This window comes from Paenibacillus sp. AGC31 (assembly GCF_057334655.1).
Genome location: NZ_JBHFJH010000028.1, coordinates 354,809 through 373,482, shown reverse-complemented (window position 1 = coordinate 373,482; position 18,674 = coordinate 354,809). Strand labels below are relative to the sequence as shown.

The window sequence follows — 18,674 nt, the reverse complement described above, 5'->3', positions numbered from 1 at the left end:
CCATCAATCAGGTGTTCGCTCGATTCTTCCGAAAATGTGCCCACCCTTTCTTCAGCCATGCAACACCATAGATCATAGCCGGAAGGATTAATAAAATGCTGATCGTATACAAATTGGCTGAAGCACTAACCAAACTGGAAACACCAGATCCACCGGACACAACCCAGTAAGCAAATACCATGCACAGAAACGAAAGTGGACCAACCACAGGTTTGTAGTCCCGCAAACCAAACCATTCCGCGGTTGATGTAGCAAAGATATATAGAAAAACGGAAATTTTAACGAAAATACCGAAAATCCAGATGGCAATAATAAGGGATTCGATATGCTGCAGAAAGTCTGCAATGGTTATGTATCTTGCTGCGATCATGACTGGAAATACAAATGTATCCGTCAAATCACCAATTAAAAACAGGCAAAACAGATTGGTAACTGTCATTGCAGTTGTTGTAAATACAAGGGAACCCAGCATGACCCGGGTTATTCGTTTTTTTTCATTCACATAAGGTAGCAGAAAAGCCAACACAATATACTCACTAAACCATGCAGCAGGTGCAGCAGCCCCGGTAATAATGGGAATTGGACCTTTCTCCATAAAAGGAAACAGCTCGGCAGGATTCAATTCACCAATCAACAATATAAAGATCAAAGCCAGCAGCACGATCAGCAGGGTAACAAACACCTGAGAGGTTCGTCCGACAACTTCAATTCCGAGTCTAACATTAATCGCACATACAACAACCATCGTACCCATCACAACAAACAAAGGTGTACGCGGAAGTGCATTATTGACAATGAATTCACCGTATTCCCGAATAATCAAGCCCGTCAGGTGGGGCAAGAAAGCGATATAGATCAGACCGAATAACTTGCCCGGAATCCGACCGACGATCAATACACTGGATTGAATGAGCGTTTTTCCTGGGTACAGACGATCAAGTCCAACGGAAATACCAATAGCAGCCAAACCAACGATAGAACCTATGATTGGAGTCATCCACATGTCATGTCCCGCATAGTGCATTGTAATTCCAGGCACAGATAAGATAGCCGTCGCGATAATGGCGGGAAAGACCATAAATGCCAATTGAGTCACCGATATTTTCCCTTTGTCCGTCAACATATGTAATCCCGCTCCCTGTTTGCTCGAATGTAGATTGTTCTAGTGTGGTTTGTTCCTTGGGGATGGACGCCACCATACATCCTTAAGTTCCTTAGCCATCGTAGGTGCTACCGGTGAGAGATAAGGTGTTCCAAATGAACGAAGACTGCTTAGATGAATGACAACCAAGATGACTCCCAGCATGACACCCGTGAGGCCCAGCGTTCCTGCCAGAAACATCATGGGAAAACGTAGCAGACGGGTCGCGATGCTGGCAGCATAGCGAGGGATCATGAAAGAAGCGATACCAGTAATCGCGACAATGATAATCATGGGGGCTGAGACAATTCCGGCACTCGTCGCCGCTTGCCCAATAATTAAGGCTCCCACGATACTGACCGCTGATCCGACCTGCTTTGGCAATCGGACGCCAGCCTCACGCAGTGCTTCAAAGGCAATTTCCATAATGAGCGCTTCCACCAGTGCGGGAAAAGGGATCTCTTCTCTCGCCCGAGCAATACTGAGAAGCAATACGGTAGGAATCATCTCCTGATGAAACGTAGTAATCGCTACATAAGCCGATGGAAGCAGCATGGATAAAACAAAAAAAATGTATCGCAGCCAGCGTACAAAAACACTCATGAACACATTTTGATAATAATCTTCAGGGGATTGTAACATGGAAAAAATGGTTACTGGCGCGATAAGGGTAAACGGCGTTCCGTCAACGAGAATAGCAAACCGACCTTCCAGCAAGTTGGAAGCAACGACATCCGGACGCTCCGTCGCAATCATCTGTGGAAATGGTGAATATCGCTCATCGACAATCCCTTCTTCAATGTATTGACTCTCCAGTACGTCTTGGAGCTTTAAATCGGCAAGTCGTGTCTGCACTTCCTTAACAAGTTTGGGGTCAATAATCCCCTCCATGTATACAAGTGAAATACTGGTGTTTGTACGTTCTCCCATGTTACGTGTATGAATCTTCAATGCAGGTGTCTTGAGGCGTTTGCGCAGTAAAGACATATTCATGGTCAACGACTCTGTGAACCCATCCCGTGCACCACGCACGGTCGATTCAGCTAACGGTTCCTCCGTTGAACGATTTGCAGCTTGGTATAGAGGATATGTAGTTCCGCCTATTGAACCGTCCAGCAGTAACAGAGCTTCTCCTTCTAATATGGCCTGTACTGCCTGAGTAGTCGTTTCAACATGCTTAACTGAAGCTAGAGGAACTTGCGCAGCTTCGATCCCTGTTTCCTGAAGGGGCGTTAGTACCTGGCGTTCCAGCCGCTCCGTATCGCATACACCAACACAATATACGCATAATGCTGATGTAAGACACGCGGTTTGGAATGTATGAAATACAACGTCCGAGCAACCCGCAAAAACGGAGCGTAACATTTCTTGATCAATAGCAAGATTTCCGGTTAATGGCAGGTCCTGTTGTGTTATCTCTGATGTGTCCATGACGCCTCTCCTTTCCGTAAACACTCCGTCCAGATATTCTCAGTTAAAGGTATCCTTTACTTATCAGATGGGATATATACGCAAAATATAGAATGCCAAAAAAGCCGCCCTCATGAGCGACTCTGATGATATAAAACGTTAATCATTTCTGCGAATCCGTTGATCTTGCTCTTTGCAATTCCCTATTTTCTATTAATCACTATCCTTTCACAGCACCCAAAGCAACACTCCCAATAATCTGTTTGGAAAATATAGAGAATACAATAATAATAGGCAGGATTGAGATCGCTACCCCCAAATACAAGAGCCCATAATCCATCCCGTAGTACCCCTGCACTAGCGCAACCAATACTGGAAGCGGATATTTATCCAGGGAGAAAAACAGCACAAGCGGTGTCAGGAAATTATTCCATGATCCGATAAACGTGAATATGCCAAGGGCGGCGATTGCCGGCCCCAGAATAGGCAGTACAATCTGATTGAACGTCCGGAACTCACCGGCACTGTCCACCCGAGCAGATTCAATAATCTCATCCGGGATGCTGCTCTCCATGAACTGCTTGATAAAAAATACATTAAACGCATTAGCCGCAGCAGGCAAAATAATTGCGGCATAACTATCCAGAAGTCCCATCATGCTGAATAGTCGATATACGCCAATCAAAGCCAGTTGACCCGGTACCATCATGGTTGCTAACAGAAACAGGAACAATCCGTTTCGTCCTTTGAATTTAAATTTGGCAAATCCATACGCAGTTAAGGCCCCAATATACAGAGACAATACGGTCGATGTTCCGGCAATAAATATGCTGTTGGCAAACCCACGCCATATGTTGATTTTGGATACCATGTTCATATAGTTATCAATCAAGAATGATCCGGGAAGAAAGGTGAACGTTGAAGCAATCGTTGCATTATTGTGTGTGGAATAGATAAGCATCAGATAAAATGGAATAATGCATAGCACGGCAAGACCTGTCAGCAACAGATAGATGATGATTTTGCCTGCCGTCAGCCCCCTTGTATTGGCATATTGCTGAATCGCCGCATTTGGTTGTTCAACTGATTTTGCAGTTTGCATAAGAACTCCCCTCCCTATGAACGGCTCTTCCGCTTGGTCATGATGAAGGATGCAACGGACAACAATATGATGATAATAAACAGGCAAAATGCGATGGCAGCACCGTAACCAAATCGTGTGCTCTGAAATGCTACATTATAGAGATACATAATGCTCGTCATGGCTGCCCGGTCAGGACCGCCATTGCCGTTGGTTAGTGTAAATGGCTGATCGAAAATCTGGATGCCCCCAATAATGGATGTAATCATCTGAAACAGAATAATTGGACGGAGCATCGGCACGATTATATGAATGAAAATATGTTTCTTTTTCGCGCCATCCATCTGGGCAGCCTCCAGCAGAGAAGGGTCAATGCCCTGAAGACCAGCTAAGTAGATGACCATCGAATAGCCAAAGTATTGAAAAAACAAAATGGATGATACAATCAGACGCATAAACCAGGGATCATTTTTCCAGTTAATTGGATCTTGTATTATGCCGGTCTGCACCAAAAAATGATTCAGTCCGCCAGACTGCCAGTCAAAAATCAAGCTGACAAGCAATCCAAGTGATGCCGCCGTAACGATGTTGGGAAAAAAGTATACGGCTCTGAAAAAGTCCCGTCCTTTGAGCAGCTTATCATTCAAGATAAAAGCCAACACAAGTGAGATTGTCAGCTGCGGAACCACGGAGACTCCCCAGATGAATAACGTATTAAACAAGGTTTTGTAGAACAACGGATCTTGTAATACGGCAACGTAGTTACCGATCCCTACAAAATCAGGTGTCGTGATCCCATCAAAGTTGGTGAAACTGATGTAGAGGGAATATAAAATGGGATACAGCCCAAAAGTGGTGAAAATAATAAAAAACGGAGCAATGAAGTAGTAGCCGTAATGGTCCTTGCGAATCGTTTTGGCAAACATGTTCTATCCCCCCAGTTATCATCGGATGTGTATATTCATTCGCTTACTTCTAGGGCGTGTCTGAAAACTCCGAAGGAAGCAGATTTTGCCGAATTTTCGTTCCAAGCAAGGAAGTTTTCCGCAGGCGTGCCGGGGCACGTCAAGGGAAAGTGACACAGCATGGGGCGAAAAGGCGGTAAAAGATGCACTTCAGCGAGTTTTGAGACACGTCCTAAGCTAATCCACTTCCAGTTCCGGAAATCTCAAGGTAACATCACGTTTGATTCGCTTTACGACTTCATCTTTGGTCTGAATGTCCTTATTGAGATATAACTGGAGTACAATCTTGTAGATATCATTGTTAATCGTGGCATCATATTTGGTGCGTTCGTATACAGGTACCCGTTTTGCAGCCTCCGAGAAAAACTCGAAATGCTTCTGTCCTCCCAAATAGGACGATGAGAGAGACGGGGCAAGTTCATCATTCACAACCATGTTGCTGGTGAAATAATCCTGTTCTTTTGCTAACTCGGACAGAAAATCGTGGTCAAAATTATAAAACTCAATAAACTTCCAGGCCAAATCCTTTTTCTCACTTTTACTGTACATCGCGATATAGGTTCCACCTGAACTAAAGGCTGAAGGTCCCTGGGCTAAGCCCCACATGCCTTCGGTATCCGGAGCGTTTGCCTTGAACGTATATTGCAAACCCCAGGTTGCCCCGGGATAGAACATGACCTCTCCTTTTTGCATGGATGCAGCGTAACCGGCACTTCCATCTTCATACTCGGCAAGTACATTCCGCTCACGTGCTTCACGTACAAGATCGAGCACTTCCAAGTACGTTGGATCGATGACAAGTTTGCCGTCCTTCACCCAAGGTATACCATCATATGAATTCGATATAGCATTCCAATTCGCCAATGCATGTACTTTATTCCCGCTAAGTTGCTGTACCTTCTCTCCAATCTCGAAGATCTTCTCCCATGTATCGATCTGTGAACCCACCTGCTCAGGATCATCGGTGCCCAGATATTTCTTGGCCAAATCCCGACGATAGTAGATGCCCCCTGGTGTTCCCTGATAACCTATCGCTCTGACATTTCCATCACTGTCCTGTTCATTGGCCTGAACAAAAGCATATTGTTCCTGGATAAGTTCATTGGCGTTATACGGCGAAGCTGATAAATTCTCCAGATATGGAACGTCAATCAGCTCTCGAATATTCGCATTTTCAATCATAAATACATCTGGAGCCTTCGAGGTTGTCTGTAGCGCAGATTTCAGCTTGGTGATATAGAAATTACCGGGGATGTTGACAAAGTTCACTTTGATGTCAGGATATTTCTGTTCGAATTTCTCGATGGCGTACCCTGCTTCATCCGTAAAACTCCACACGGTAATCTCCTGTTGCTTGGTTTGATTCGATGGACTGAACTGACAACCAGCTAACAACATCACTGCACATACAAATACAATAGTTGGCTTAAACCACTTCTTCATAGGCCCCCTCCTTCAAAAAGGAAACGCTTACAATTTATTAGAGTATATTGATTTTGGAGAGGGCTTTCTCCATAAATATTGTGCATTACCCTTCATATTTTGTGATATTCGTCCGATGTTTCTTACGAAATTCGGAGGGTGTACAGTCATTATATTTTTTGAAAAGACGATTATAGGAGTTAACATTGTTAAATCCATGTCCAATCGCAATCTCCAGAATCGTATCCTGACGGAACAATAAGGCCCACTCGGACTTGATAATTCGAAAATGATTCAAGTATTCCATCAGTGTTACTCCCTTGATCTCTTTGAACAGCTTGCAGACATGGAACTTGCTAAATTTAATATGTTCCGCCACCTGTTCCAGCTTAATGGACTCAGCATAGTGCTCCTCCAGGTATTCACAGACCGATTCAAGGAATTCAAATTTTTTGGAGGAAGTACATGCCCATCCTGAAGATGAAGATTCATCGGTGGTAACCGGTACTTTTGTACGCAATAAAAGTATGATGAGATCATACAACCTGGATACCATTAGCCATCGGTATCCCGGCTTCTGATTTTTCTTCTCGGTAATGATGTCATCTATATATTGAGTCAGATTGTTCTGACTTCCCGTATTCGAGGGAATAACTGTTGTTTTGTTGAACAGTTGCCCGAGATCCTGAATTTCGGCTTCGGTCGTGAAACTCCCGGTTAACAATTCGAGTCGGAACAAGATAATGGTCAAGTGTTCTGTCCCCGGCAAAAAGCAGTGCACATCCCCTGGTTTGATCAGCAGCACATCCCCTTTTTCCAACTCACACACGTGGTCGTTCACACCAATTCTGGCGCTCTTACCATTGACGAGAACCAGCTCAACCTCATCATGCCAGTGTGCAGCATAATTGAACTGATTTCCTGTATGAATTACCCGAATGGGAAAACCTTCTTGCATATGGCCTGTCTCCAAAAAAGTGGGTACACCCATCGTATCACCCTCCATTTATTTCCAACGCAAATAACTCCTCGTCTTTATATTATGCATAAATTTCTACTCTCCTTTCTTTTTAAGCATTTAAAATTTCTATAGAATGGAAAAAACTCCTCAACTCAGGTTGAGGAGCCGAACAGAATCACGTTCCACGCATTGGATGTCCAGTGTATATAACCTCTCTACGATCTCTCCGTTCAGCAGTTGGAAGAGAACATGACCTGCAAGCTGGCCTGCATCCCTCTTCGGCTGACGAAATGTGGTTAGAGGTGGATTCATGTACTGAGATGCAGGTATATTGTCAAAACCAATTACGGATAACTGCTCAGGTATTGAGATATCATGCTCCCTGAAGGCTTCCAAGCCGCCGATCGCCATTTCATCATTGGCAAAAAATACAGCGGATGGCAACTCTCCTTCTCCTTCGAGCAGTTTCTTGGCTGCATTGTAGCCATCTTGCTTCATGTATTGTCCGCCAATTTTCCATTCGGGGTTCTCTTCAATGCCTGCCTCCTTCAAGGCTTTCAAATAACCTCGATAACGATGGAGATTACATTCCGATTGTGACGGGCCACTAATATAAGCTATTGTCCGATGCCCTTTATCGATCAGATAACGGGTAGCCAAGTAACCGCCTTGCGTATCACTCATCAAAACCTTTACAATATGTTGAGCATCCAGATCCCGATCCATGACGACAATTGGAAACCCTGCTTCAGATGCTTCAATCAGCAATTGATCTTGAATATTCTGAGCGATAACAATAGCTCCGTCAATTCTTCTTTCACGAATGTAACGATGGGCTGTCGACTTCTCTCCACCCAACGAACTACATACGATCATATCGTATCCATGACTCATGACGACGGTTTCTATTCCGTTCACCAAATCCGAGAAATACGGGCTGGACATGTCATGGACAATAATACCAATGGTTTGTGTACTATTTCGTTTTAATTCCGATGCAGGACCATGCCTAACGTAATTGAGTTGGCTCGCTGCTTCAAGTACTCGGAGTCTTGTTGGCTCACTTACATTCCCTTTATCGTTGAGTACGCAAGATACGGTGGAACTGGCTACACCAGCCATCTTGGCTACATCTTTAATCGTTGTCATCATATATACTCCTCAAAGACAGTTTCATCTGTTTAGTCCATTATGGCGTAACACAGCAATACACATGGATAGTTCACTAGCATTTTAACACGTCAGTTCGGTCATGTCTCTTAGCAAAACATCAACTACGAAAAAACATATTAAAGAAACCGAGGTGCTTCATGAGATTTAGTGAATATGTAATAGGTCAGCGCTACGAAACCACATCCTTGGCATTATCCAAGCGTGATATTATTGAGTTTGCCACAATCTATGATCCACAGTACATGCATTTGGATGAGGAAAAGGCCAAGCAAGGCCGCTTCGGCAGTTTAATTGCTTCTGGCATGCAAACGATGAATATCTCCTTTAAATTATGGATTGAGGTCGGGGTCTATGGAGAGCATGTCGTGGCGGGCACCGGAATGAATAACATTCAATTCCTGAAACCGGTCTTTCCGGATGATGAACTTCATGTCATTGCAGAAGTTATTGGACTGTCTCCCAGACGCAAAGGAAATGGGATTGTTACGGTGCTGCTGAGTACTTTCAATCAGAAGAATCAAAAGGTATTTCAGGCAGAATTAAGTGCATTAATCGATAATTAAGGACGAGAAAAAGCCCAAAAAAGCCGCCGATTGGCGGCTTTTCGTAGATATATCACATTGAAGCATTTTTAAGCGTTATACCCTTTCAATACCTGCCCCAAAATCTCTACACCCTTGACAATCTGTTCGTCTGACGGAGTTGAGAAATTAAGTCTGATGGCATTACAAGGGTCTTGCTCGTTCACCAGGAATGCATTTCCCGGTACAACCGCAACCCCTTGAGCTGCCGCTGTCTTGGCATAATCAAGCATGGGCACATGTGCTGGCAGATCACACCAGAGGAACAGTCCACCATCCGGTTGGGTATAGGTAATGGACTCACCCATATGCTCTTGCAGCTTGTCCATCATCAATGTTGCTTTTCTCCGATATACCTCACGAATGCTGTTAATATGCCCCGCGTAGTCATACTCTGTCATGAACTTGTACGCCAGAATCTGTGGAAGCATGGCCGTATGTACGTCTTCTCCCTGTTTGGCAACAACCATCTTCTCCACGACTTCATGGGGCGCTTGTACAAAACCAACGCGCAGTCCCGCCGACAAAATTTTGGAGAATGATCCAACATAGATAACCAGACCCTCATCATCCATAGATTTGATGGTTGGCACATCATCTCCATTGAATCGAAGCTCTCCGTACGGGTTATCTTCCAAAATCATAACGCCATACTTCTTAGCCAGCTCGTATATGGCCTTACGTTTTGCAAGACTTGTTGTTACACCGGTCGGATTCTGGAAACTTGGGATCACGTAGATCAGTTTCACATTAGGCTCCGTTTGCAGCGCCTGTTCCAGCTTCTCGATATCCATACCGTCCATCTCCATCGGAACACCGGCAAGCTTTGCACCGGATGCCCGGAAGGAGTTCAGGGAACCGATAAAGCTCGGACTCTCGCAGATAATCGCGTCCCCTTCATTACAAAACACTTTACAGGCCAGTTCAATCCCCTGCTGTGCTCCAGATACGATGAACAATTGATCGGATGGTTTACCGGTATCAAAACCTGTCTTCAAATGTTGAGTCAATGCTTCCCTGAGGGGAACATATCCTTCCGTTATCCCATATTGCAGAGCTGTGACCGGGTCATGCTCCAGAATGGATTGAGTGAATGTGCGAATCGCCTCGATAGGAAAGGTTTCTGGAGCAGGATTTCCCGCGGAGAATGGAATCACATTTTGTCCCGAAGAAGCCTTCAGAATCTCACGAATAATGGATGGTTGCAGTGCTGCGATACGATTGGAAAATGAATAGTTCATCTTAAATAGTGCCTCCCGACATTTCATCTGAATTAACTCTCTATCATTACATTAGATTCTATTATACGAGCATTTCCCGAATTTCCAAACTGTCTCCACAAAATTAATGTTTGTACGCCAAAAAAGAGGCCGCCGTTAGCAACCTCTTTCGCAAAAGTATTGAGCAAAATTTCAGCCTATTAGCGCACTGCGTTCATCTCAGATAACCGTGTGGCCTTCACAACATAAGCGGCTAGACCGGGGATCATCCGAGCCAGACCAGGATAGAACTTATTGGTCTTGGCAAAAGCCAGCTTTTGAATTCTTCTTGCACGTCTGAGCAATTGGGTGAATTCCCGGCTTGCTTCCAGCGTGTAATTACTCTGCCAATCGGCATGTTCAATATCGCCTTGCAGGTACTTGTCAGTCCACCTTGCACACAGGAGTGAGGAGCGAAGGGCAATGGACATTCCGTCTCCACATAAGGGCGGTATCATCAGCATGGCATCCCCGATATGCGGATATTGAGACCACGGCTCAGGAACGTTGGACAGATGCAGCGGCGCAATCGACACTTGCGTTCCATCTACAGGCTTTCCTTCAGCTAAACGGGCCGCCAAACTCACGTTTGTCAGCGATGCCGCCTGTAAAATATCGTTTACAGACTTGCCACTTCCCTGAACGGTATCCAGTGTTAACAATGCGGCGACATTCACAATGCCATCCTCAATCGGAGAAATGCCCACGTAACCACCCTCGCAAAAATATAACTCTACCCGTGCGGGAATCTCTATCCCGCTGAAGTGGGACTTAACGCCAACATATATGGTTTGGTCCCGCAGATCAGGTGAGGAAGCCATCCCCCGCGGCTTTTTGGTCCCATGTGCTCCGATAACGGCTTTGGCTCTGTAGCTGATCCGCTCATCTCCCTGTTTCACCTGAACCTCATAACTGGCATCCTCAAGCTGCTCGATGCTCGTTATGGTCGCTTTGGTCACAATCTGGGCTCCGGCCTCCAGAGCCTTCTGATGCAAAATCTGGTCCAGCTCATATCGACTTATGCCATATGCGAATCCCGGCAGCGGTGCTTCGATCACTCCGCCATGTGGCATAACGATTTTGGCATGATCCATGGTGCTGGGTTTCTTCGACTGGTCCAGAAGGTGAATGTCCAGAACTTCTAACATCTCTTTGGTTTCGGGTGACATGAACTCACCGCAGGTTTTGTGCCGCGGGAACTCCTGGCGATCCAGCAAAAGGGTCCGATGTCCTTTCCCTGCCAGTTGCATTGCACATGTACTGCCGGCAATTCCGGCTCCGATGACAATCACATCTATCGATTTCGACACGTAAGATCACCTGCCTTTCGTGGGAATAACAACAGAGTAACGGAATAAGGGCTTCCATTCATAGGTCATCGTATCATGATTGAGACGTTGTTTAAGTTCCTTCCAATCCCTCCCTGTAAAACCTTTGGCTACGGAAAGAGGCCCATCATGACGAATGTACCGATTGCGCGAGATCATCCGTGTAGTAATCCAGACCGCCTTATAGGATACGGGATGGCGGTGAATATCATTAATAACGACACCGTATCTGGATGCTCGCAGCATATGAGAAACCATATCAACCAGTTGATCTCCGTCAAAATGATGTACAAACTGGGAACCTGTCACGATATCTGCTGAAGCATCCGGCAGTTGCGTAAGATCGGCACGTTGTACCTGGACTCGGGGTTCGTGACGGAATAGTTGTCTCGCTTCCTCACACGCCTCTTCCGTCAGATCAACCAGTGTAATCTCCAGCTGAACACCCTGACGATCCGCCCATTGTAGTAGTTTCTGGTTCACATCTCCTGAACCTGCGCCCACATCCAGCAGGGTAAGCTTATTCGGCTTACCGACGGAGTTCCATAACTTCTCTACACCAGCCAGAGTTGGGCCAGGTGCTGCAAATATTTTGTTAAGGCGTCTCAGATGTCTAAGCGCTTCACGCAGCTCCTCCCCTCCCAGAGAGAAGTCATCCATCAGTTCATCTTCCTTGGCCCGAATGGACAATGTTCTAAAAAAGGACATGATCGTGCTCCTCCATCACTGAAGATAATGAGGGTACATAAGTGAATTGCATCAACTCTGCGGTGAGTCCCGGTCCAAATGCCATGGCTACACCATCTGTGGAGGATTGACCCTGTACCTTCATGTCCTCACGCATCGCGTTCAGTACAAACAGAATGGTATTGGAGGATAAGTTACCAAACATTCTGAGGACATCCCTGCTATACTTCGTTTGCTCGTCTCGCAGCTTCATTACATTCTGCACAGAGTCCACAATCCCACGTCCTCCCGGATGAATGGCCCACAGTTCAGGCAGCTGTTCACTTTGCAATAAAAGACGCAGTTCCTCTTCCAGATGAACACCTAACAGCTTCGGAATACGAGGGGATAGATACAGGTCATACCCCAGATTCCCCACCTCCCAGGTCATATCTTCAGTCGAATCCGGAAGAAGCACAGAATAACCCGTTCCCAGACTCAAATAATGCTTGTGCTGAGGTTCTGGTGTGCCCACTACACAAGAAGAAGCAGCGTCTCCGAAGAATGAAGCTGCAAACAGCGCTTCCCGATCTTGTACAGGCTGAAAATGAATGGTGCACAACTCTACACAGACAACAAGGACCTGTGATCCCGGAGCACCCTGCACGACATCTCGTGCCATCTGAATGGCTTTCAACCCTGCGGCACACCCCTGAAAGATCAGCGGCAGTCGATTAACTCGGGCAGACAAACCCAAATGACGGATGAGCATAACATCAAGACCGGGCAGATATTGACCGGTGCAGCTGACCGTGATGATATGCGTGATGCTCTTAGGAGATACGCCTGAATCCTCCAGGGCTTTCTCTGCAGCCTCAATCCCGAGCGGAAGCGCCTCTCGCTTGTATGTATTCATTCGTTCTTCGGTTGTCGGGATGTCTGATCGTTCACCGGAGGGCAGATAACGGCATTCTTCCAGTGAACCCAGATAGCTCGGTTCCACGGTATATCGTGTTTCAACACCACAGGACTTGAATATTCGTCTGGCAAAACGGGCCAAATCTGGCCGATCCTGAAGAGAAGAAGCGATTAATTCTGCAATATCTGACTGTGCTACGGGGTGAGCAGGTAGAGACGTTCCCATGCCAAGAATCGCGATATCGGATGGACTGTTATATTGGTTCATAATAAACCTCCTGTATTGGTCATTATTTCCTCTAATTTAACAACTCTTACCCTTAACGATATCGTTATAATCTCAATAAGGCTCCTAATCTAGTTTATTAACACATCCGCAAGCTCAGAAGCTTGGTTTCACCAAGCCATTGAAGCAATCACACCAATGAACGAAAAAAAGCCGCCATTAGGCGACTTCAAGGTAACTATATTCCTTCTAAGTGTCATTCTGATGCAAGTTATTTGGAAAATGCTTCTCTGATCTTGTCACTCATTCCGTACCAGGCATCCTCAGCCATCTGGAGATCCCCAGAATGCGTAAATCCATGAGCGGCTCCCTCGTACTCCTTAAGAGTCACCTTCACACCGCTTGCTTCCAGCCTTGCTGCATATGTTCTTGCTTCTTGGGCCAGTGAATCTTTCTCCGCGGTAATAATCAATGCTTCCGGAAGTCCCTCTACTGATGTTGCGAGCACAGGTGAAGCCAACGGGTCATGCGCATCTTCTGGCGTTTCAAGGTACATGGCATTGAACGTTCTGGCGATATCGGCTGGAATGGCTTCTTCAAAACTCGGTTTCTCGGCCGGATCTGTAGCCACATCCAACACGGCATAATCGATAACCTGAAGTACAATGGGCAGCTTGCTTCCACGTTGCTGGTTCAATAAACATACTGCTGCAGCTAGATTACCACCAGCACTATGCCCCCCGATAGCGAATAGAGACGGGTTAACCGATAAGGATTGCGGATTGGCGTGGACCCACTGTACAACGTCGTAACATTCATGGACTGCTGTTGGGAACTTATGCTCTGGTGCAAGACTGTAATCGATATTAACGACCACACAATCAGCACGGTCAGCGATCAGGCGACACCATGGATCATCCATCTCTGCTTGTCCCAAGATGAAACCACCCCCATGCATATTGAAGAAGACCGGCAGAGGCGCGGAATGATCCCTATCCGGTGTATACACAAGTACACGTGTATCACCTTTAGTTGTAGGAATCATGACTTCTTTTACTGTGACCGCATACGTGGAACTGGGTTGAAGAGCTGCGCCTGTACCGACGACATTTTGACGCATACGTTGTACCATTGCCAGTTGTTGTTGTTGATCCATAGATATCACTCCTTTAGTGGATTGCCAATAATGCTTCATTGTTTACATTCAGTTCCAGGAGATCGGTTTGGATCCGTGCTTGTTTCCCTTTTTTTGTGGAACATCATCCAGATACCCATCAAACAAAATAAAACGCTGCACCCCATGCCAAACAAGCTACTGGTTTTTAAAGCAAGAGGTGAGCCTTGCATGGTAAGTAATGTCGCTTGGGTCACCACGATGGATACCATCGCATCGGTGAAGTTAATCATTTTCAATGTAGATATGATCGGGTTATGGAGATGACGGTTAGCCCAGGTTCCATACACGGCAAAAACCAACTTGGTAAAAGCAACTGCAGAAACGATATACACGATAATACCCTCATATATGAAAGCATCGCCGATTAGATACATTCGCAGGCAGACCATCGAATAGGACGCACCCAGTAAACACAGGAACAGACCTCCGCGCTTATATACCGTAAGCTCTAATCTATATCTTTCTTCGGGAGAGTCCATCCTTTTGGTAACTGTATATTTATGGAGCACTTGGCCTTTCGCTACACACAGAATCAGATAATATACAGCATTTGTAATGAACCATCCCGAAAGCAGATATATGCCCAGGATTAACTTGCCTATCCCTGTTACAGCATTGATAACAAGGGAAGCCACATTATACAAGGCCGTTCGATCTTGTTTATTTCCAAGGTAATGGAACCAAATGGACTTCAAATATGTCTTCATTTTCATAGGATATTCATTCTGTTAGTGAAGCAGACCATTAGCCTTTTACCTACCTCATTTATTTCTTCTTATCTCTTACCGTTCAGAGAATCCCGAATCCTTTTCGGAAGGGATTGGACAACCCTATCATAGGAGTGATCAATCATGACGTAGACATCTTCATCGGACAATGAACCATCCAGCGTAATGGTATTCCAGTGTTTTTTGTTCATATGATATCCTGGTCGAACCGCTTCATGCTGCTCTCTCAGGTTCTCTGCAATTATAGGATCACATTTTAAGTTTAATAGACCATTTTCTTCTTTGTCTTCGAAAAGTAATGCAAATATTTTCCCTCCGACCTTAATAGTTACAGGATCAGGACCAAATGGATAATCCTTGGTCGCACCTTTTTTCTTCAAACCGTATTCAATTATCGTATCCTTCAAGTCAGTACCTCCCTTTCACCAGTGAACGATATAATGATACCGAATGTAAGTTCGTATGTAAATAAGGTTGTTACACATAAAAGCGCATAATAAAACCTCCTCCATATGAATGGAGAAGGTTTGGTCTGGATTTATTTAGATCTTAATTAGCTCTATCATTTCTAGTTTTGCTGCTGCGGCTGAATGAGCCATGGTTAGATTTACTGCTACTGCTGTTTGATCTACTGCTATTGGGTCTACCGTCGTTTGAACGACTACTGTTTGATTTACCACTCTTGGCAAACCATTCGGACTTGGGCTTGCGTGCCGGGTTAGCTTTGGACTTCGCCGGTTTGCCTGCAGCCGATTTGTTGAACGAAGGTTTACTGCCTGATGCTTTGCTGGTTTTATCAAACACAGGTACACCTGTCATTGGATACGGATGACCTTTCACTTCAGGAATCGTCTTTTTGATTACTTTCTCGATATCCTTCAGGAATGGAAGTTCATCCTTCTCACAGAACGAGATGGCCATCCCGCTTTTGCCTGCTCGACCTGTACGTCCAATACGGTGAACATACGTTTCTGGAATGTTAGGCAGGTTAAAGTTAATGACATGTGACAGTTCCTCCACGTCAATTCCTCTTGCCGCGATATCCGTCGCAACTAATACACGTGTTGCACCACTCTTGAAGTTGTTCAGTGCCCGTTGTCTCTCGTTCTGAGACTTGTTGCCATGAATAGCCTGTGCCGTAACATTCACTTTGGCCAAATCACGTGTAACCCGGTCAGCGCCGCGCTTCGTTCGTGTGAACACCAATGCCGTGACGATGGATTTATCCTCCAAAATTTGGTTCAACATCTGTTGCTTCTTGCCGTTCTCCAGCAAATATATAGACTGCTCAATGCGGTCTACTGTGGAAGATACCGGTGTGATTTCTACTTTGACTGGATCAACCAGCAGGGTTTTAACCATTTTGGTGATTTCAGGAGGCATCGTTGCTGAGAAGAACAGTGTCTGCTTTTTGTTCGGCATTTTGGCAATGATTCTTTTCACATCATGAATGAAGCCCATGTCCAACATCCGGTCTGCTTCATCCAAAACGAGAATCTCAACCATCTTCAGATCAATACGTTTCTGGTTAATCAGATCGTTTAATCTACCAGGCGTTGCGATAATAATATCTGCACCTTGATTCAGCGCACGCTCTTGCACTTTTTGCGAAACGCCGCCAACGATTGCCGTACAACGAATGTCCGTATACCGGCTATATACCTTGATGTTATCCGCGATCTGAATAGCTAGCTCTCGTGTTGGTGTCAAAATTAATGAGCGAATATGTCGTACGGACTTTGATCCTTGTCCTTTGGATCTTTCGCTTAATAATTGAATGATCGGCACTGAAAATGCTGCCGTCTTGCCTGTTCCTGTCTGTGCACATCCCAGCAGATCTCTGCCAGCTAATACAGCTGGTATGGCCTGTTCCTGTATAGGTGTAGGATTAGTATAGTTTGCTTTGCTTAACCCTTCCATAATAGAGGGGATAATATTCAAGTCCTTAAATGTCATGTTGTCTCCTTCATTTACGCACATCTATCAATAAGACGCATCTTTTATTTCACACGTAACGTATAAGGATACCATTAAAAACGTAATCTGTACATTATCTTTTTAATATCACTTTGTTTAACTGACCAATTTAAGGCCGACTGCTGATCCCAGCACCATAGCGATAAACAGAATTCTTAGGGCATTTCGAGGTTCTCCATAAAACACCATGCCCAGAATGGCACCACCGGAAGCCCCGATTCCCGTCCATACGGCATATGCTGTTCCCATCGGAAGAGTTTCCATTGCAATGGATAGGAACAGGAAGCTTAAACCAAACCCGGCTACCAATAGAACCAGTGAAATGAGATTACGGTCTTTGTGCAACTTGTTTATCATCAGCACTCCGATCATCTCAAATACCCCTGCCAAGATAAGAAATACCCAGTTCATTATAGCTGCACCTCCTTATTCTTCTCTTTGCTCAGCATTTTAAGACCGATTACGCCGAGTAAAAGTACACCAATGAGTACCATTTTTCCGGTTTGGACAGGTGCATTAAACAGAACAATCTCTGAAAGTACTGTACCTGCGGTACCCAGGCCAACAAATACTGCATACACGGTTCCCACAGGCAATGTCCGCGAAGCTGCAATCATCAAGGAGAAACTAATGATAATTGCAACCAACGTAACCCCCCATTCCAGCAGACCACTGGCATGTTTCAACCCAATGACCCAACCCACTTCAAACAACGCAGCAATCACAACCGACATCCACGTTTTATTCATTCATGTAACACTCCTTCTCTACTACATTTTTTTGTACAACCTGTAAAGGTTCATTAGCGAAAAAACAAAAAAGCCCGGGAAACAAACTGCATGTAGCAGTTCATCTCCCAGGCTTTTATCCCTCCGTGGCACAACCAACAGGTTGCGGGTTTTCTCTCGGACCAGACCGACACATCCATCGCGGAACCCTAGAAAACCTGTTTTTATTCTAATGTGTCTCCAATTATACACACTTCCACTACCTTGGCAACCCCTTATATGTGATCATGCCATTTATTTGATAATCAAACCCATTAATCCTACAAATGTGGCGGCTTGATGTGGTGAAATCACACAACCGTTGAGATCTTCCATGGTCAGCACCAAGGAGTCAAATTCGCAATCGCTAAGGTCCAAATCCTTCATTTTGGTCCCCGTTAAGGAAGCTTGGTCGATGTTACATTGACTGAACTCCATTTTTTGCAGCGCCAGATAGGCAAAGTCCGCACCAATCAAGGTACTTTCCGAGAAGGAGACCTGTTTCAGATGGGCAAAACGGAAATTGCTGTAGTCACCTAGACCATGAAGGAAACTGACATTTTGCAATCGGCTATTGGAAAAATCAGTTCCGACAAACTTGCAGTTAAGCCATTCGATCCGATGCATGAAGGCACCAGAGAGATTGACATTGGAGAAGTCACAGTGTTCGAACCGGACATCGGTGAATTCAAATTGTTCCAAGGTTGACTCCGAGATTGTCACATGTCTAAATACAACATTTTCAAAAGAAACCTTACTCGCTTCCTGTTGATCCAATGTAATGTTCTCGATCAGTTTGTAATTGTACTCCACTTTGGATTCCAGGAATGCCATCGTTTCCGGTTCGAGCAACTGCTCCTGAATCTTGGGTTTGTCCATTTTCATCCCGTATTC

The 18,674-nt window shown here is 45.2% G+C and carries 19 protein-coding genes and 1 riboswitch; of the genes, 1 reads left to right on the top strand and 18 read right to left on the bottom strand.

The window, feature by feature from the left end:
• Positions 1 to 7: 7 nt before the first annotated feature.
• The 7 genes from ACE04G_RS15925 to ACE04G_RS15895 form a co-directional block, all read right to left on the bottom strand.
• Positions 8 to 1,123, bottom strand: coding sequence for a GerAB/ArcD/ProY family transporter (locus ACE04G_RS15925; protein WP_221819430.1), 1,116 nt, complete (start codon positions 1,121 to 1,123; stop codon positions 8 to 10).
• Positions 1,124 to 1,162: 39 nt separating this feature from the next.
• The gene (locus tag ACE04G_RS15920) at positions 1,163 to 2,572 is read right to left on the bottom strand and encodes a spore germination protein (RefSeq protein ID WP_339308368.1); all 1,410 of its coding nucleotides are present in this window, start codon (positions 2,570 to 2,572) and stop codon (positions 1,163 to 1,165) included.
• A 199-nt stretch (positions 2,573 to 2,771) separates the two neighbouring features.
• A complete protein-coding gene (locus tag ACE04G_RS15915) occupies positions 2,772 to 3,653 on the bottom strand; it encodes a carbohydrate ABC transporter permease (protein WP_083684212.1) in 882 nt (293 codons plus the stop codon).
• Positions 3,654 to 3,667: 14 nt separating this feature from the next.
• Positions 3,668 to 4,558: a carbohydrate ABC transporter permease gene (locus tag ACE04G_RS15910; RefSeq protein WP_036608160.1), complete on the bottom strand. Its 891-nt coding sequence runs from the start codon at positions 4,556 to 4,558 to the stop codon at positions 3,668 to 3,670.
• Positions 4,559 to 4,774: 216 nt separating this feature from the next.
• Positions 4,775 to 6,040 (bottom strand): ABC transporter substrate-binding protein, encoded by a 1,266-nt coding sequence (locus ACE04G_RS15905; RefSeq protein ID WP_221819432.1) that lies wholly within the window; start codon positions 6,038 to 6,040, stop codon positions 4,775 to 4,777.
• An 85-nt stretch (positions 6,041 to 6,125) separates the two neighbouring features.
• Positions 6,126 to 7,010 (bottom strand): AraC family transcriptional regulator, encoded by an 885-nt coding sequence (locus ACE04G_RS15900; protein WP_449004538.1) that lies wholly within the window; start codon positions 7,008 to 7,010, stop codon positions 6,126 to 6,128.
• Positions 7,011 to 7,127: 117 nt separating this feature from the next.
• The gene (locus ACE04G_RS15895; RefSeq protein ID WP_449004537.1) at positions 7,128 to 8,132 is read right to left on the bottom strand and encodes a LacI family DNA-binding transcriptional regulator; all 1,005 of its coding nucleotides are present in this window, start codon (positions 8,130 to 8,132) and stop codon (positions 7,128 to 7,130) included.
• A gap of 158 nt (positions 8,133 to 8,290) precedes the next feature.
• Between ACE04G_RS15895 and ACE04G_RS15890 the strand changes: the two genes are divergently transcribed.
• Complete coding sequence (locus ACE04G_RS15890) at positions 8,291 to 8,716, top strand: MaoC family dehydratase (protein ID WP_339184899.1); 426 nt, start codon at positions 8,291 to 8,293, stop codon at positions 8,714 to 8,716.
• A 68-nt stretch (positions 8,717 to 8,784) separates the two neighbouring features.
• Here the strand turns inward: ACE04G_RS15890 and ACE04G_RS15885 are convergent, their stop codons facing one another.
• The 11 genes from ACE04G_RS15885 to ACE04G_RS15835 all read right to left on the bottom strand — a co-directional run bounded on the left by ACE04G_RS15885 (position 8,785) and on the right by ACE04G_RS15835 (position 18,665).
• Positions 8,785 to 9,975 carry an aminotransferase-like domain-containing protein gene (locus ACE04G_RS15885; protein WP_449004536.1) on the bottom strand — a complete coding sequence of 397 codons (1,191 nt, stop codon included), beginning with the start codon at positions 9,973 to 9,975 and terminating at the stop codon, positions 8,785 to 8,787.
• Between the two features lie 179 nt (positions 9,976 to 10,154).
• Positions 10,155 to 11,303, bottom strand: a complete 1,149-nt coding sequence (locus ACE04G_RS15880) for an NAD(P)/FAD-dependent oxidoreductase (RefSeq protein ID WP_339308361.1) — start codon at positions 11,301 to 11,303, stop codon at positions 10,155 to 10,157.
• A gap of 6 nt (positions 11,304 to 11,309) precedes the next feature.
• Positions 11,310 to 12,029, bottom strand: coding sequence for a methyltransferase domain-containing protein (locus ACE04G_RS15875; RefSeq protein WP_221819438.1), 720 nt, complete (start codon positions 12,027 to 12,029; stop codon positions 11,310 to 11,312).
• The gene (locus tag ACE04G_RS15870; RefSeq protein WP_449004535.1) at positions 12,016 to 13,173 is read right to left on the bottom strand and encodes a type III polyketide synthase; all 1,158 of its coding nucleotides are present in this window, start codon (positions 13,171 to 13,173) and stop codon (positions 12,016 to 12,018) included. Before ACE04G_RS15870 ends, ACE04G_RS15875 begins: the two co-directional genes overlap by 14 nt.
• Before the next feature lie 229 nt (positions 13,174 to 13,402).
• Entirely contained in the window at positions 13,403 to 14,287 is an 885-nt protein-coding gene (locus ACE04G_RS15865; RefSeq protein WP_449004534.1) for an alpha/beta hydrolase, read from the bottom strand.
• Positions 14,288 to 14,322: 35 nt separating this feature from the next.
• Complete coding sequence (locus ACE04G_RS15860; protein ID WP_449004533.1) at positions 14,323 to 15,021, bottom strand: hypothetical protein; 699 nt, start codon at positions 15,019 to 15,021, stop codon at positions 14,323 to 14,325.
• 62 nt (positions 15,022 to 15,083) lie between these two features.
• Entirely contained in the window at positions 15,084 to 15,443 is a 360-nt protein-coding gene (locus ACE04G_RS15855) for an MmcQ/YjbR family DNA-binding protein (RefSeq protein WP_339308355.1), read from the bottom strand.
• Between the two features lie 142 nt (positions 15,444 to 15,585).
• Positions 15,586 to 16,992, bottom strand: coding sequence for a DEAD/DEAH box helicase (locus ACE04G_RS15850; RefSeq protein WP_449004532.1), 1,407 nt, complete (start codon positions 16,990 to 16,992; stop codon positions 15,586 to 15,588).
• A gap of 117 nt (positions 16,993 to 17,109) precedes the next feature.
• Entirely contained in the window at positions 17,110 to 17,424 is a 315-nt protein-coding gene (locus ACE04G_RS15845) for a DMT family transporter (RefSeq protein WP_221819443.1), read from the bottom strand.
• Positions 17,424 to 17,762, bottom strand: coding sequence for a DMT family transporter (locus ACE04G_RS15840; protein ID WP_221819444.1), 339 nt, complete (start codon positions 17,760 to 17,762; stop codon positions 17,424 to 17,426). The genes ACE04G_RS15845 and ACE04G_RS15840 overlap by 1 nt, the downstream gene beginning before the upstream one ends.
• A gap of 102 nt (positions 17,763 to 17,864) precedes the next feature.
• Positions 17,865 to 17,965: riboswitch (guanidine-I (ykkC/yxkD leader) on the bottom strand.
• A 70-nt stretch (positions 17,966 to 18,035) separates the two neighbouring features.
• The gene (locus ACE04G_RS15835; protein ID WP_449004531.1) at positions 18,036 to 18,665 is read right to left on the bottom strand and encodes a pentapeptide repeat-containing protein; all 630 of its coding nucleotides are present in this window, start codon (positions 18,663 to 18,665) and stop codon (positions 18,036 to 18,038) included.
• Between the last annotated feature and the right edge of the window lie 9 nt (positions 18,666 to 18,674).

Coding starts and splice junctions, on each gene's coding strand:
- ACE04G_RS15925 (WP_221819430.1), bottom strand. CDS start 1,123: ATGTTGACGGACAAAGGGAAAATATCGGTGACTCAATTGGCATTTATG.
- ACE04G_RS15920 (WP_339308368.1), bottom strand. CDS start 2,572: ATGGACACATCAGAGATAACACAACAGGACCTGCCATTAACCGGAAAT.
- ACE04G_RS15915 (WP_083684212.1), bottom strand. CDS start 3,653: ATGCAAACTGCAAAATCAGTTGAACAACCAAATGCGGCGATTCAGCAA.
- ACE04G_RS15910 (WP_036608160.1), bottom strand. CDS start 4,558: ATGTTTGCCAAAACGATTCGCAAGGACCATTACGGCTACTACTTCATT.
- ACE04G_RS15905 (WP_221819432.1), bottom strand. CDS start 6,040: ATGAAGAAGTGGTTTAAGCCAACTATTGTATTTGTATGTGCAGTGATG.
- ACE04G_RS15900 (WP_449004538.1), bottom strand. CDS start 7,010: ATGGGTGTACCCACTTTTTTGGAGACAGGCCATATGCAAGAAGGTTTT.
- ACE04G_RS15895 (WP_449004537.1), bottom strand. CDS start 8,132: ATGATGACAACGATTAAAGATGTAGCCAAGATGGCTGGTGTAGCCAGT.
- ACE04G_RS15890 (WP_339184899.1), top strand. CDS start 8,291: ATGAGATTTAGTGAATATGTAATAGGTCAGCGCTACGAAACCACATCC.
- ACE04G_RS15885 (WP_449004536.1), bottom strand. CDS start 9,975: ATGAACTATTCATTTTCCAATCGTATCGCAGCACTGCAACCATCCATT.
- ACE04G_RS15875 (WP_221819438.1), bottom strand. CDS start 12,029: ATGTCCTTTTTTAGAACATTGTCCATTCGGGCCAAGGAAGATGAACTG.
- ACE04G_RS15870 (WP_449004535.1), bottom strand. CDS start 13,173: ATGAACCAATATAACAGTCCATCCGATATCGCGATTCTTGGCATGGGA.
- ACE04G_RS15865 (WP_449004534.1), bottom strand. CDS start 14,287: ATGGATCAACAACAACAACTGGCAATGGTACAACGTATGCGTCAAAAT.
- ACE04G_RS15860 (WP_449004533.1), bottom strand. CDS start 15,021: ATGAAAATGAAGACATATTTGAAGTCCATTTGGTTCCATTACCTTGGA.
- ACE04G_RS15850 (WP_449004532.1), bottom strand. CDS start 16,992: ATGACATTTAAGGACTTGAATATTATCCCCTCTATTATGGAAGGGTTA.
- ACE04G_RS15845 (WP_221819443.1), bottom strand. CDS start 17,424: ATGAACTGGGTATTTCTTATCTTGGCAGGGGTATTTGAGATGATCGGA.
- ACE04G_RS15840 (WP_221819444.1), bottom strand. CDS start 17,762: ATGAATAAAACGTGGATGTCGGTTGTGATTGCTGCGTTGTTTGAAGTG.
- ACE04G_RS15835 (WP_449004531.1), bottom strand. CDS start 18,665: ATGAAAATGGACAAACCCAAGATTCAGGAGCAGTTGCTCGAACCGGAA.